14 protein-coding genes are annotated in these 13,100 nt (G+C 58.4%); 10 read left to right on the top strand and 4 right to left on the bottom strand.

Annotated elements, in window-relative coordinates; all coding sequences use genetic code 11:
• Window positions 1-434 precede the first annotated feature (434 nt).
• From NW822_RS08025 to NW822_RS08055, 7 genes are all read left to right on the top strand, one after another.
• Window positions 435-920 carry a 2Fe-2S iron-sulfur cluster-binding protein gene (locus NW822_RS08025; protein WP_414404085.1) on the top strand — a complete coding sequence of 162 codons (486 nt, stop codon included), beginning with the start codon at window positions 435-437 and terminating at the stop codon, window positions 918-920.
• 69 nt (window positions 921-989) lie between these two features.
• Window positions 990-1,673, top strand: a complete 684-nt coding sequence (locus tag NW822_RS08030; protein ID WP_414378478.1) for a V4R domain-containing protein — start codon at window positions 990-992, stop codon at window positions 1,671-1,673.
• Window positions 1,674-1,724: 51 nt separating this feature from the next.
• Complete coding sequence (locus NW822_RS08035; RefSeq protein WP_414404086.1) at window positions 1,725-1,982, top strand: hypothetical protein; 258 nt, start codon at window positions 1,725-1,727, stop codon at window positions 1,980-1,982.
• A gap of 90 nt (window positions 1,983-2,072) precedes the next feature.
• Window positions 2,073-2,612 (top strand): hypothetical protein, encoded by a 540-nt coding sequence (locus NW822_RS08040; protein WP_414404087.1) that lies wholly within the window; start codon window positions 2,073-2,075, stop codon window positions 2,610-2,612.
• A 16-nt stretch (window positions 2,613-2,628) separates the two neighbouring features.
• A complete protein-coding gene (locus tag NW822_RS08045) occupies window positions 2,629-3,099 on the top strand; it encodes a phycobilisome protein (protein ID WP_414359996.1) in 471 nt (156 codons plus the stop codon).
• Between the two features lie 184 nt (window positions 3,100-3,283).
• Window positions 3,284-3,958, top strand: a complete 675-nt coding sequence (locus NW822_RS08050) for a V4R domain-containing protein (RefSeq protein ID WP_414404088.1) — start codon at window positions 3,284-3,286, stop codon at window positions 3,956-3,958.
• A 310-nt stretch (window positions 3,959-4,268) separates the two neighbouring features.
• Window positions 4,269-4,448 carry a hypothetical protein gene (locus NW822_RS08055; protein ID WP_414360001.1) on the top strand — a complete coding sequence of 60 codons (180 nt, stop codon included), beginning with the start codon at window positions 4,269-4,271 and terminating at the stop codon, window positions 4,446-4,448.
• Window positions 4,449-4,576: 128 nt separating this feature from the next.
• On the opposite strand, the gene NW822_RS08060 is transcribed toward NW822_RS08055, so the two are convergent.
• Window positions 4,577-6,157, bottom strand: coding sequence for an NAD(P)H-quinone oxidoreductase subunit 4 (locus NW822_RS08060; RefSeq protein WP_414360004.1), 1,581 nt, complete (start codon window positions 6,155-6,157; stop codon window positions 4,577-4,579).
• A gap of 221 nt (window positions 6,158-6,378) precedes the next feature.
• The gene (gene pdhA, locus NW822_RS08065; RefSeq protein WP_414404089.1) at window positions 6,379-7,380 is read right to left on the bottom strand and encodes a pyruvate dehydrogenase (acetyl-transferring) E1 component subunit alpha; all 1,002 of its coding nucleotides are present in this window, start codon (window positions 7,378-7,380) and stop codon (window positions 6,379-6,381) included.
• A gap of 291 nt (window positions 7,381-7,671) precedes the next feature.
• Between pdhA and NW822_RS08070 the strand changes: the two genes are divergently transcribed.
• Window positions 7,672-8,493: a phosphatidate cytidylyltransferase gene (locus NW822_RS08070; RefSeq protein WP_414360009.1), complete on the top strand. Its 822-nt coding sequence runs from the start codon at window positions 7,672-7,674 to the stop codon at window positions 8,491-8,493.
• 143 nt (window positions 8,494-8,636) lie between these two features.
• On the opposite strand, the gene NW822_RS08075 is transcribed toward NW822_RS08070, so the two are convergent.
• The gene (locus tag NW822_RS08075; RefSeq protein WP_414360011.1) at window positions 8,637-9,074 is read right to left on the bottom strand and encodes a putative iron-sulfur cluster-binding metallochaperone; all 438 of its coding nucleotides are present in this window, start codon (window positions 9,072-9,074) and stop codon (window positions 8,637-8,639) included.
• A gap of 44 nt (window positions 9,075-9,118) precedes the next feature.
• Entirely contained in the window at window positions 9,119-9,541 is a 423-nt protein-coding gene (locus tag NW822_RS08080; RefSeq protein WP_414404090.1) for a heavy metal-responsive transcriptional regulator, read from the bottom strand.
• Between the two features lie 183 nt (window positions 9,542-9,724).
• On the opposite strand from NW822_RS08080, the gene NW822_RS08085 reads away from it, so the two are divergent.
• Both NW822_RS08085 and NW822_RS08090 read left to right on the top strand, forming a co-directional pair.
• Complete coding sequence (locus NW822_RS08085) at window positions 9,725-12,463, top strand: valine--tRNA ligase (protein WP_414404091.1); 2,739 nt, start codon at window positions 9,725-9,727, stop codon at window positions 12,461-12,463.
• A gap of 192 nt (window positions 12,464-12,655) precedes the next feature.
• Window positions 12,656-12,994, top strand: coding sequence for an RNA recognition motif domain-containing protein (locus NW822_RS08090; protein ID WP_414404098.1), 339 nt, complete (start codon window positions 12,656-12,658; stop codon window positions 12,992-12,994).
• Window positions 12,995-13,100: the final 106 nt, after the last annotated feature.

Below are 13,100 nucleotides of genomic sequence, written 5' to 3' on the forward strand. Positions count from 1 at the left end.
CAAGCAACGCGACCGACAAAAACCGATTGGGCAAGAGGTCAACTTAAAGAAACGATGAAGATGGAGTTGCTCGATACACTTTTACAGTCGGCATTAACCAGATCCAAAAATTGTCAATGCCAACCCGGAGACCAACTGAGCAAAAGCCCTACTCAAGATTTATCTTGTCGATAAGTTGAACTGGGGAAGCTTGCGATAAATGTTTACAAGAAGGCCCCCAGTTTTTTCGAGTTTACGTGATTCTACTTTCCAGCTTTCTACATGGAGAAACTTTTCGTACTTACCCGTAGTTAAAGATTGTGACGTTTTGATTCCCCCAGCCTGGTCAAGATCCAGAATACGAGTAGGAACTGATTTTTCGCTTGTATTGCTTTTGCGGCAGGGCGTATCTGCCGGCAGAGTTTTTGTCTGCCTTGAAGTTGGGGATCCCACCTATGGTGAAACAAATCCGGCTAGATCCTCTATCCCGTGTCTCGGAGGTGGATACCTACAGCAATCTGCTGTCGGCCATTTTGTCGGAGGAGCTCCATGTCTCCAAGGAATGTAACGGCCGCGGCCTCTGCGCCACCTGTCATGTCTACGTCAAGGAGGGGATGGAGAGCCTCACCCCCATCACCCCCCGCGAGGCCAAAACCCTGGAGACGATCACCAGCGCCCGCAGCAATTCCCGCTTGGCCTGTCAGGCACGGGTGGTGGCCGATGGGGTGGTGGTGGAGCTGCCGCCGGGGATGTACGTGAACTCGCTGAAGGATGTCGAGGTGCTCATCGGTCGGCGGGCCGAACAAGACTTGCTGCACCCCCGAACAGGGCGCGTTTTGGTGGAGCAGGGCAAGATCATCACCCGTTCCACGATCAAGCAACTGGAAAACGAAGACTTCCGCATCATCGGCAGCACCCTTGCCCAGACCCGCGAGGCCTAAGGGATCCCAACACTCTGCTTGGGTTCCTGCTGCAGTGGATCACGGCTCAGTTTTGTTGAGGAGAAAGCCATGGCCAGCGTTACCACTCGACCGGATCCCCGTCCCGCCGTCACCATGCCGGTGGGCCACGAAAAGCACGCCCACTACAGCTACCGCGATTTCTTCCGCTTTAACCGAGAGCAAGGCACGATTATCGACTGGAATAACACCCAAAACCTGCTGCTTAGCGAAGACTTCATTGTCGGCCTGCAGGCGGGCCTAGAGCAGGAAGTGGGCGATGCCTCTGCGGCGGTGATGTACACCATCGGCAGAGACTGGGGCATGCGCGATGCCCAGCATTTTTCCCAGTGGTATGAGCGGGAGTACGGGATTGGGGTCAAGCAGTCCAACCTTCTGTTTTTGCTGGAGACCTGGTGGTGGCCTTTTACGGCGCAAGGCTGGGGCAAGTGGGAGGTGGAAACCGAGTCCAAACAAAAAGGGTTCCTATTCATCAACCTGTTTGACTCGCTGGTGGCCCGCACCCTGGGCGATGTGGGCAAGCCAGTTTGTCACCTCTATGCCGGGCTATTTGCCGGATTTTTCTCTGCTATGACTTCCCGCGAGCTGGCTTGCATCGAGATCCAGTGCTACGCCATGGGGGAGACCTACTGCAAGTTTTTGCTGGGCGGGCAAGAGCGCATCGATGCTGCCAATTTCTGGATGAGCGAAGGGGCCAGCGCCCGCGAGATCGAGCAGCGTTTGCACCAACTGTGAGGTCTGCCTGTGGCTTTTGCAGTCCTTCCCCGCCACTTTGGAGAAACGCCCATGCTAGACACCGATCTGGACTTAACCCAGCCGCTGGCGGTGTTTTTACAGGGGTTGAACTGGGATAACCGGCCCTTGGCCAAAGCTCCCTTCGCTCCAGAATCGCTGTCGGACTCCCCCCTGTTCTTGGCCCAGTCGGTAGGGCAGTTTTTCGCCGGCTGCAATTGGTCGGGCGTCCGCCCGCGCCCTGAGCCACCGCCGGAGGATCCCTTTACGCTTGAGGATTTTGCCGCTTTGTTTGGTGGAGCCTTGCTCTAGCCCCGCTTTGCCCCAACTTGGGTTTTGCTTCCTCGAGCCGCTCGATCTTTTGACTGGTTTTGAATCGGGTTTTTTAAGGAGACCTCACCCATGAATGACCTTCACCCTTGGCCAGAGCGCATTGCCGATCGAGAAGGGGATTACCTGACGCCCGACGATCTACAGGATCTCCTCCGCTACGCTCTCTCCTTTCCAGAGCGGCTGGATCTCTACCAGGTTTTGCAACAGCAGGAGGTGGCGTGGATCGAGAAGGTTCTACAGCAGCACGGGTACAGCGGTGAGGCAGGATCCTCTCTCACCCCCACTCAGCGCCTCTTGGCCCGGCAACTGGCCTTTTGCTTGCGCTCCCTGGGCCTGAGCTTGTTGTTGGGGGATCCCCTGCCCCTGCGGCAATGGAGGTGTGGGGCGATGGAACGATACCTGGGTTTGCCGGAAGCGCTCCGGCAGTTGCAGGCGGTGGTGCAGGGATCCCTGCCGGCGGATCAGCAGGGTTTGCTTGCCCCCTACTGGCAAGCGCTACAGGCTGTCTGCACCCCTTCCCCAGAGCGGCTTGAGCCAGAACTTGCTCCTCAAACCGAGACTGCAGCTCCGTCGGAAGAAGCGCTCACCTTGATGCACATGTTCGTCTAAACCAAGGGGGCTTCTTATGAATTCAATGGTGACCGCGCTGATGCAACAAAGTGAGGGCCGCTATCTGCGCCCAGACGAGCTGAAAACCCTACACGCCTATGTGGAAGGGATCCCCAAACGAGTCCGCCTCTATCAAGTCCTGCAGGCCAAAGAGCAGGAGCTAGTGGAGCGGGTGATGGAAAAGTTCCAGCCGATGATGCCCCATTTGCCCCGCCAACATGGGCACCTGGCCTGGGAGCGTTGCCGCCGCGATCTAAGCATGGTGTGGCGCTACTGCTGCCTGGCCATGCTGCTCAACGATGAGGATTACCTGCGGGATAAGTTGCTCTACTGGCTGGAGACGATCCTGAAGTCCTTCAAGATGCGCGACCAGTGCCAGCCTGCCTATAAGTTGATGCTCGACTCCCTCAGCGCTGTCTTCGGCCCCGAAGCGAGCGAGGCCATCCGCCCCTACGTGCTCTTGGCCAAGTCGATGCTGGTCAACTGAGGTCAATGGGCTCTCAATATACAGCCCACTCCCTGGTCATCTATTCCTTGCACCTAACGCGACCACCCCCGGCCCCTCTCCCCAAGGGAGAGGGGAGTTGGGATCTTTGTTGCTATTTGAAATGACCATAAAAGCCTAAGTTTCAGCCGCCCTCAAGTCCGTCCATCTCCCTGCGAGGACAGCCATGACTACCCTGCAAGAGATCCTGCAAGACCAGATCCTGCCCGGGCACTGCTTTAGCCCTGCCTACTACATCCGTCCCGACATCCACAGCGGCCTGCTCTACAGCCGGGGAGGATACCGCCTGGCAGCCTTTCCCATGCCTCTCCTGGAAGCCATCTACGCCGGCTTGCGCTATGAGACGGGGCAAGCCACCCGCGTCATCCTCTACAACTGTGGCCGCCACTGGGGAGAAGCGTTTTTCCGCCGCATCGAAGACGAACTCTCCCGCTACTACCAACAGCCGTTGCAGGAATTGCCGCTGGGGATCTTCCTCGATGCCCTCAGCGAGCTCTGGGCCACCCACGGCTGGGGCCGCCTAGAGCTGGACTTTTCCGCTGCTGACCGCGGCTTGGTGGAGGCTAGGATCCGCAACTCCGGCTTTGCCCTGGCTGCTCGTGCCAGCCTCAGGCCGGAGGAGCTGTCTGCGCGGCGGGAGCCTGCCGGCTATCTAGAGGCAGGAATGCTGGCCGGCCTCTTCTCGTTGCTCTCGGGCCGAGATCTGGTCTGTGTGCAAACCACCTGTGAATCCCTGGGAGCCGACTGCAACCGCTTCCTTATTGGCACCGCTCAGCGGCTGCACAATGGTGAAGGCCTCTCCCACGAGGAGATTGTGGATCGGCTGGCCGCTGGTTCCTAGAGGGGGAGCCTTTCTGAAAAACTGCCCTTCCAGGCGGCTGCCGAAGGAGAGAGCTAAGCTTTTCCAAGTCTTAAGACTTGTGAAGATAGGGATGGCTCACCTGCTCAATCCCTCACTTTTTGCGAAGTTTTTTAGCTCCTCAGCCAGCAGGTTCTCAACTGAGAAGCCTCTGTGATCCAAATTGCTAAGAAAGTTATCTATTCCTGGGGATCCCTGCGTAATATATTTTTTCACACGCTCCCCCATCAATTCGTCATCCTAAAATATTAGCTATCCCAGGTCTTGAGTTGGTGAGGGGAGAGAGAAAAAAATGAACGCCCGCGAACGGAGCCAAATCATTGCTTCCGAGTGGATGATTGATAGCCAAAATCCGGTTCATTCTATTTTCCGGCTGAAGCAGAGGGCAACTTACTCCGACGTTACCCTTTGGTGGTTGGCAGTGCAGCTCAACCTGAGCGAACGCAACTCCATTCATTCTGATCCTCGCTAGGGGCCAGAAGCGAACTCCAGCCTAAAACATCCCCCCTCCCACGTTTAACCTCGAAATAAAAAAGAAGAGCTGGACTTCTCAAGCAACAGCTCTTCCGTTGAAGGCAAAAGCGGGGCTCCCGACCCACTCTAATCGGTCGGGGGCAAAGCCGCTACCTGAGCCGTCTGCAGGGGTCGGAGAGGTCGTTGCACAATTTCCGTCGGCAAGGCACTGCGCAAGTGGGCTGCCACTGCCACTGTTGTCACGTCATAGGTCTGAGTAGCCAAACGCGGGTAGAGGCCGATGCCGAGGATGGGCAAGAGCAGGCAGAGGGCGACAGCCATTTCCCGCGGGCGCAGATCCCCCAGATACTCCTCTAGCACCAGCCCGGGATCCTGAGCTCCATAGAACACCTGCCGCAGCAGGGAGAGCAAGTAGATGGGGGTAAGAATGAGGCCTACCGCCGCCAACAGGGCCACCCCTGCCTTAAAGGCCGGCGCATAGGCATCGCTGGTGGTCCAGCCCAGCAACACCGTCAGCTCACCCACAAAGCCGCTCATCCCCGGCAGCGCCAACGAGGCCAAAGCTCCTGCTGTAAACAGGGCAAAGGTTTTAGGCATTTGCTGGGCCAGGCCGCCCAGCTTGTCGAGAGCAAGGGTGTGGGTGCGCTCGTAGGTGATCCCTGTCAAGAAGAAGAGCACCGCCGCAATGAGACCGTGGGAGATCATCTGCAGCAGGGCGCCGTTGAGGCCTAGCTCTGTAAAAGTGGCAATGCCGATTAACACAAAGCCCATGTGGGCAATGGAAGAATAGGCCAGGCGCCGCTTGAGGTGGTTTTGCCCCAAAGCCCCCAGGGCCCCGTAGATGATGTTTACTGTGCCCAACACCGCCAGCACCGGGGCAAAGGACACATGGGCCTCCGGGAGTAGGCCCAGGTTCAGGCGGATGAGGCCATAGCCCCCCATCTTGAGCAGCACCCCAGCCAAGATCATCGAAATGGGCGCCGAGGCTTCGCTATGGGCATCCGGCAGCCAGGTGTGAAACGGAAAGATGGGCAGCTTCACCCCAAAGGCAATCAGGAAAGCCGCATACGCCAAGACCTGCAGGGCCAGCGGGTAGGATTTTGCGCCCAGCTCTGCCATCTCCAAGCTAAAGCCCTCGCCGTAGAAGGCCATCGCCAGGGATCCCACCAGAATAAAAATAGAGGCGGCAGCGGTGTAGAGGAGGAACTTGGTGGCGGCGTATTGGCGCTGCGGCCCACCCCAAATGGAGATGAGAAGATAAACGGGTACCAGCTCGATCTCCCACATCAAGAAGAAAAGCAGCAGATCCTGCGCCAGGAACACACCCACCTGGGCGCCATACATCAATAGCAGCAGGAAGAAAAACAGGCGCGGCTTCTGGGCTACCTCCCAAGCCGCCACCATCGCCAAAGTCGTAATCAAGCCCGAGAGCAACACCAGCGGGAAGGACAGGCCATCCACCGCCAGCGACCAGTGAAACCCAATTTGGGGTACCCAGGCGTAGCGTTCTGCCAGTTGCAGCGAAAAATCCCGCAAGTCGTAGCGCTGCCCGAAAACATAGACCATCAGGCCCAAATCCAAAGCCCCCACCGCCAGGGCATACCAACGCACCCAGCGGCTCTGGGGGATCAAGGGGATTCCAAAGGCACCCAGCAGCGGCAGGAGCACCAGGACTGACAGCCAGGGAAACTCAAGAGAACTGCTCATGACTGGAAATGGGAATAAGTACTTATGCTCAATATCTCACTAATATGAAGCTATGTAAACAAATGGAAAGGGAGATTTACAAAAAAATCTGCGCCAGAGCGCAGATCTAGGTCCCCTCTCCAACGCTTGTCATGGAGAGCGCCTAAAGGATCTGGCCTGACCATGCGCCTTGGGGTAGTTGGCCAGGCGAAGTCTCAGAGTGGGAACTCCCCCCTGCCTAGCTAGTCGTCTTCGGCAAAAACGAAGCGGTGCAACTCGTCCAGGGTAGGCTCAGGGCTTTCCAGCGCGAAAAGGACGGCATCCTCAATCACGGCGCTCACCTTTTCCTGAATGGCCTGGAAGTCCGCCTCAGTCATCAAGTTGTGTTCGAGGGCGTAGCGCTCCAGTCGCTTAATGGGATCCCGCTGCCGCCAGAATTCTTTTTCTTCCGGGCTGCGCAGCTCGTCGGGGTCAGCCAACGAGTGGCCACGGAAGCGATAGGTGAGGCACTCCAGCAAGGTGGGGCCTTCCCCGGCGCGGGCCCGCGCGATAGCCTGTTGGGCAGCCTCCCGCACCGCCAGCACGTCCATACCGTCCACCTGGTAGCCGGGCATGCCAAAGGCAGGGCCCTTGAGGTAGATGTCGGTTACCGAAGTGGCCCGTTTGTGGGCCATGCCAATGGCCCAGAAGTTGTTTTCCACCACGTAGACGATGGGCAACTTCCAGAGGGCGGCCATGTTAAGGCATTCATAAAACTGGCCATTGTTACAAGCCCCATCCCCAAAAAAGCAGACGGTCACCTGGTCGGTGCCGCGGTACTTGGCCGAAAACGCTGCTCCTGTCGCCACCGGGATCCCTTCCGCCACAAAGGCATAGCCCCCCAAAAAGTTGTGCTCCGCCGAAAAGAGATGCATGGAGCCACCTCGTCCCTTGCTGCAGCCGGTGGCTTTGCCAAAGAGCTCCGCCATCACTGCTCGGGGGGGAATCCCGGTGCTAAGGGCATGCACGTGATCCCGGTAGGTGCTGCAGACGTAGTCGGTGGGCTTGAGCGCCTTGATCACCCCCGTGGACACCGCCTCCTGCCCGTTGTACAGGTGCACAAAGCCAAACATCTTGCCCTTGTAGTACATTTCGGCGCACTTGTCCTCAAACAGGCGCCCCAACACCATGTCTTCGTAGAGCATGCGGGCCTCTTCGGCAGAGATGCGAGCACTCGCCACGGGAGGGGTAAGTTCCTGAACCATGCTGGAAGGTGATTAAGGGTAACCCATTTTTGCAGTCTTTTAATTATCCCACGCTTGGGGGCACTTGCAATCCCGCTGAGGGGGAGATCGAGGTGGATCCCAGTTCTGGAGGAAGGGGGGTAGACTGGAAGATTAAGGCAGGAGGCATTGCCATTGCAGCAGCCGCATCAAAGTCAGAACTCCGTCCCGCTGAGGCGAATACCGCAAGAGCAGGTATCCTGGCAAAGGCTTTTTCTAGGAGGGATCTTCTCCTGGAAGCCGAACGGCCGGCCAAGATAACGGGGTGCGCCTATGGGAGCCCGTTGGGTTAGCGGTTTTGCGGCGGTGCTATTTGCCCTGACGGTCACCCTGCTAGGGGGCTGGTACTTCACGGCAGCCATTGGGCTGATTATTTTTCTGGCGCAACTGGAGTTCTTTCGTCTGGTGCAGGCCAAGGGCAATGCGCCGGCCATGCGCACCACCATGTTTTCCAGCCAAGTGCTGGTGATTTTGCAGCAGGTTAAGCCGGAGTGGACCAGCCCTGCCTTTATCGTGGCCGGTTCTGTGATCTGCTTTTATCTGCTCTTTAAGCCCAAGCTGGCCACCATCGCCGACATTGCCACCTCGATTTTGGGATTGTTTTACTGTGCGCTGTTGCCCAGCTTCTGGATCCGCGTCAGGGCTTTGTCTTTTTCCCAAGGACTTGGCGAAGGGCTGTGGATTACGCTGCTAGCCATTGGCTGTGTCATTGCTGCCGATGTAGCGGCCTACCTCTGTGGGCGGGCCTTTGGGCGCACCAAGCTCTCCCTCCTCAGCCCAAAAAAAACGGTGGAAGGGGCCGTGGCCGGGATCGCGGCCAGCATGGCCCTGGCCATGGCCGGAGCCTACTACCTGAACTGGCCCTGGCACTGGTGGAGCGGCAGCGTGCTGGGGTTTTTGATTGGGCTAACGGGCCTGTTGGGCGACCTAACGGAATCGCTGATGAAGCGGGATGCCGGCGTCAAAGACTCCGGGGATCTCATCCCCGGCCACGGCGGCATTTTGGATCGGGGCGATAGCTATGTCTTTACCGCGCCGTTAGTGTTTTACTTTATGGAATGCCTGGAATGGCTCAACGCCTATTTCAGCCGATAATTGCGATAACTCCCACTCCAGCCGAGAAGATTCTAGACACAAGTTTGCCTTTAGTAAGGTTGGACAATCTGTGCGCGTTCCTCGTAGGAACGGTACGACCAAAGCTACCCTTGGAACGGAGAAATCTCTGGTCTTTTGGCTCTTCAGCTATCTCGTTTCTCAACCTTCTCTTGCTGCACTTCTAAGATGACCTGCCTGACATTTTCCAGACAGCAAAACCCCTGGGGGTTGTTGACCTGGCAGCCACAGCGCCTGGCTTTGATGTGGGCGGCAATCTCGGCAAGAATGGCCTGGGGCGTTGTGGATCCCTGCAGCTCCTGCCGAATGCGCCGGCGCGTCCATGCAAAACAGTAGCAGACGGGTACGTCCTCGCCACTTTCTTTTTGAAAGACTGGCACCTTGAGGTCGTCAACCCCAAAGCTTTGACCTTGCTCGGAAAAATAAACAACAGGACAAATGGGATCCTGACAAAACGCGTAGCTACTGTCTGCATTCAGTTGTGCCAAAGCTCGAGGGCACAGCAGGCTCTTCAGGGTAATCAGTTGAACCGGGATCCCTTGCTCCCCGCTCCTTGGACACAAGGGCTGCCAAGCATTAGCGGAAAATGGTGCAAGGGGTTTTCTTGTCATGGGTTATCGAGCTGTTGTTGGAAGATAGTGCAAGAGGAACTTTTCTCTTGTTCAGAAAATTTCTGTTGACACTGTTCAATGAGTGTCGATAGCTCCCCTTTGAGTTCCTGCAGATGGGCAATTGACTTATCGATTTGTCTAAGTTTTTCCGTTAGCTTTACGTACACCTGCCAGCAGGGCAGAGCTTGCCCATTTTCCTGAAGCAAGAGCAGTTCTTTGATCTCGGCCAGGGTAAGTCCCAAAGCCTTGGCACGGGCAATAAAAGCCAGCCGCTCCAGCTCAGGCTCCCCGTAGAGGCGATAGCCCCCCTCCGTCCTGCGCGGTTTGGGAATGAGCCCCAGGCGCTCGTAGAAGTAGAGGGTTTGGGGACTGATGCCCAACTTCTCGGCTACCTGACCCACCCGCAGCAGTTCAGTCATGCCCGGTTCTATACCCTCTCTCCAGCAGCTCTCCTAGCCTAAACCCTATAGCTAACTACAAGGTCAAGAGGGATCCCCCGCAAGGTCCACCCCGGCAAAGAGAGCCGCAAGAGCCCGTCAGGCTAAAGTAAGCCTGCTAACCTATTAGGGTAGTCCTTCGAGAAGCCCTGGCCTAGATTTGGCATGACTGCTGCACCTGCCCTTGCCCACCTGCCCAGTCAGTACAACCCCTTTGCAACCGAGCCGAAGTGGCAGCGCTTTTGGGAGGAAAAGGGGTTTTATGTGGCGGATCCCAAGGCGCCGGGAGAAGCCTTCAGCATGGTGCTGCCCCCGCCCAACGTCACGGGCAGCCTCCACATGGGCCATGCCTTTGCCTTTACCCTGCCGGATGTGGTGGTGCGCTACAAGCGCATGCGCGGCTACAACGTCCTCTGGCTGCCCGGTACGGATCATGCCAGCATTGCCGTGCACACCATCCTGGAAAACCAACTGCGCCAGGAGGGCAAGAGCCGCTTTGACCTGGGCCGCGAGGCTTTTCTGGAGCGGGCCTGGGCTTGGAAGGAGCAATCCCAGGGCACCATCAAAAGCCAACTACGGCGCCTGGGCTTGTCACTGGACTGGACGCGGGATCGCTTTACTCTCGATGAGGGGCTGAGCCGGGCAGTTACGGAAGCCTTTGTCCGCCTCTACGAAGCAGGGCTAATTTACCGGGGCGAGTATTTGGTCAACTGGTGTCCGGCCACCCAGTCGGCCGTCTCCGACATCGAGGTGGACAACAAAGAGGTCAAGGGCCACCTCTGGCATTTCCGCTATCCCCTGGCTGCGGATCCCAGCCAGTACCTGGTGGTGGCCACCACCCGCCCCGAGACAATGCTGGGGGATACAGCCGTGGCGGTCCACCCCCAAGACGAGCGCTACCGCCATCTCATTGGCCAGTTCGTGCGGCTGCCCATCAAGGAGCGCCTGATCCCCATCATTGCCGACGAGTACGTGGATCCCTCCTTTGGCTCCGGCTGTGTCAAAGTTACCCCAGCCCACGATCCCAACGACTTTGAGATGGGCCGGCGCCATCAGTTGCCCTTGATCAACATTCTCAACAAGGACGGCACCCTCAACGAGAACGGGGATCCCTTCACTGGTCTAGATCGCTTTGTGGCCCGCGAGAGGGTGGTGCAGTGGTTTGCCGAGCACGGTCTGCTGGAGAAGGTGGAGGAGTACACCCACAGCGTGCCCTACAGCGACCGCGGGGGTGTGCCGATTGAGCCGCTGCTCTCCATTCAGTGGTTTTGCGATATTTCCGGCATGGCGGCCCGCTGCCTGCAGGAGGAGCGGGAGCACCACAACCCCCGCTTTATTCCGGAGCGCTGGACCAAGGTTTACACGGGCTGGCTGGAAAAGCTGCGCCCCTGGTGCATCTCGCGGCAACTGTGGTGGGGGCACCAGATCCCGGCCTGGTACCCCGTCATCGACGGCCAGATCCCTGAGGATCCCCAGGCTTTTGTGGTGGCCCGCAATGCTGAAGAGGCCTGGGCGAAGGCACGGGAGAAGTTCGGCCCGGCCCTCGAGCGGCTGGAGCGGGATCCCGATGTGTTGGACACCTGGTTTAGCTCGGCTCTGTGGCCTTTTTCCACACTGGGCTGGCCGGAGGAGACGGAGGACTTCAAGCGCTACTACCCCACCTCCCTCATGTCCACGGGCTTCGACATCATCTTCTTCTGGGTGGCCCGCATGGCCATGATGGGAGTGCAGTTTACCGGCCAGATCCCCTTCAAAGATGTCTACATCAACGGCCTGGTGCGGGACGAGCACGGGGCAAAAATGTCCAAGTCCAAGGGCAACGGCATCGATCCCATCGAGCTCTTGGACAAATACGGCACCGACGCCCTGCGCTACGCTTTGGTTAAAGAAGTGGTGGGGGCAGGGCAGGATATCCGCCTGGCCTACGACCGCAAGACTGGCGAGAGCGCCAGCGTGGAGGCGGCCCGCAACTTTGCCAACAAGATCTGGAACGCCTCCCGCTTTGTGCTCCTGAACCTAGAGGGGCAAACCCCCGCCCAACTGGGATCCCCGGCTCCGGAGGCGCTGGAGCTGGCCGATCGCTGGATCCTGTCGCGGCTGCACTCCACGGCCACCCAGGTTATTGAAGAGCTGGAAGCCTACGGCCTGGGCGAGGGGGCGCGGCTCTTGTACTCCCTGATTTGGGATGACTTTTGTGACTGGTACATCGAGCTGGTCAAGCCGCGGCTGCGGGGGGAAGACCTCACCTCCAAGCGCACGGCACAGCAGGTGTTGGCCAGCGTGCTGGAGACCATCCTCCGGCTGCTGCACCCCTGGATGCCCCATATCACCGAAGAAGTCTGGCAGCTCCTCACCCAGGCCAACCAAGCCACCTCCATCTCCGTCCAGCCCTATCCCACCCCCGACCCCAGCTGGGTTAACCCGCAACTGGAGCGGGAGTTTGGCCTGGTGATCCAGACCATCAGCAGCCTGCGCAACCTGCGGGCAGAGGCTGGCCTTAAGCCCCATCAAACCATCACAGCTCTGCTGGTTACCGAGGATCCTGACGAGCAGCGGATCCTCACCGCTGCCCAGGCCTACATCCGCGAGCTGGCCAAGGTTGAGTCCTTAGAAATCACGGGATCCCTGGCCACGGAACCCAAGCAGGTGGCGGCTGCCGTGGTGGGCACAGTGCAGGTGCTGGTGCCCTTGGGGGGGCTGGTGGATGTGGAGGCGCTGCGGGCCAAAGTGAAAAAAGATCTGGCCAAGCTGGAAAAAGAGGCCCAAGGGATCCGCGCCCGCCTGGAGAACCCCAATTTCCTCAGTCGGGCCAACCCGGAAGTGGTGCAGGCCAGCCGCGAGCAACTGGCAGAGCTGGAGGCCCAGATGCAGCTCTTGCAAGCCCGCCTGGAAAAGTTGGGCTAGCTCTCCTTTGGGGCTCTTGCCCTGGACGGCCGACTTGCGTAGCCTTGAGCTCAAGGGCACTGGCTATTTTCGTGCAATGGGAGTGGCTATCCCCCATCTCTGTGTTCGAGATAGATGTCGGTTGTAGCGTTCGGTTCTTCTGATCTTGACGGGTTTTCACGTTTTATATTGGCAGACGGCTCTCCGAATATCTTGCTTTTTGTTCCTCTCTCTTTCGGAGATCGTCGATGTCAATCCTTTAAGGTGACGGAAGCGGATTTGACCGCTGTTTTTGCTAAGTACGGTTCCGTGAAGCGGGTGCAGATCCCTACCGACCGTGAGACAGGCTGCATCCGCGGTTTTGGGTTCGTGGAAATGAGCTCTGAAGCCGAAGAGCAGGCTGCCATTGCCGCTCCGGACGGCGCAGAATGGATGGGCCGCAACCTCAAGGTCAACAAGGCTCGCCCCCGAGAAGAACGCCCCACCTCAGGCTTGCGGTCTGCCAACTCAAACGGCGGCGACCGGCGGCGCAATTTCCAATCTCGCTATTAAAACGCCTGCTGAGGCTTCTCGGTTTGAGTTTGCCCCTCACCCCCGGCCCCTCTCCCAGAGCGTCCCCCACCCCCTGCCCCTCACCCGGAGGGAGAGGGGCAGGGGG

The organism is Synechococcus sp. H70.2, assembly GCF_047462275.1.
Lineage (GTDB): Bacteria > Cyanobacteriota > Cyanobacteriia > Thermostichales > Thermostichaceae > Thermostichus.

Bases quoted from the DNA above. Each gene is read 5' to 3' on its own strand.
- NW822_RS08025 (WP_414404085.1), top strand. From the start codon at position 435: ATGGTGAAACAAATCCGGCTAGATCCTCTATCCCGTGTCTCGGAGGTG.
- NW822_RS08030 (WP_414378478.1), top strand. From the start codon at position 990: ATGGCCAGCGTTACCACTCGACCGGATCCCCGTCCCGCCGTCACCATG.
- NW822_RS08035 (WP_414404086.1), top strand. From the start codon at position 1,725: ATGCTAGACACCGATCTGGACTTAACCCAGCCGCTGGCGGTGTTTTTA.
- NW822_RS08040 (WP_414404087.1), top strand. From the start codon at position 2,073: ATGAATGACCTTCACCCTTGGCCAGAGCGCATTGCCGATCGAGAAGGG.
- NW822_RS08045 (WP_414359996.1), top strand. From the start codon at position 2,629: ATGAATTCAATGGTGACCGCGCTGATGCAACAAAGTGAGGGCCGCTAT.
- NW822_RS08050 (WP_414404088.1), top strand. From the start codon at position 3,284: ATGACTACCCTGCAAGAGATCCTGCAAGACCAGATCCTGCCCGGGCAC.
- NW822_RS08055 (WP_414360001.1), top strand. From the start codon at position 4,269: ATGAACGCCCGCGAACGGAGCCAAATCATTGCTTCCGAGTGGATGATT.
- NW822_RS08060 (WP_414360004.1), bottom strand. From the start codon at position 6,157: ATGAGCAGTTCTCTTGAGTTTCCCTGGCTGTCAGTCCTGGTGCTCCTG.
- pdhA (WP_414404089.1), bottom strand. From the start codon at position 7,380: ATGGTTCAGGAACTTACCCCTCCCGTGGCGAGTGCTCGCATCTCTGCC.
- NW822_RS08070 (WP_414360009.1), top strand. From the start codon at position 7,672: ATGGGAGCCCGTTGGGTTAGCGGTTTTGCGGCGGTGCTATTTGCCCTG.
- NW822_RS08080 (WP_414404090.1), bottom strand. From the start codon at position 9,541: ATGACTGAACTGCTGCGGGTGGGTCAGGTAGCCGAGAAGTTGGGCATC.
- NW822_RS08085 (WP_414404091.1), top strand. From the start codon at position 9,725: ATGACTGCTGCACCTGCCCTTGCCCACCTGCCCAGTCAGTACAACCCC.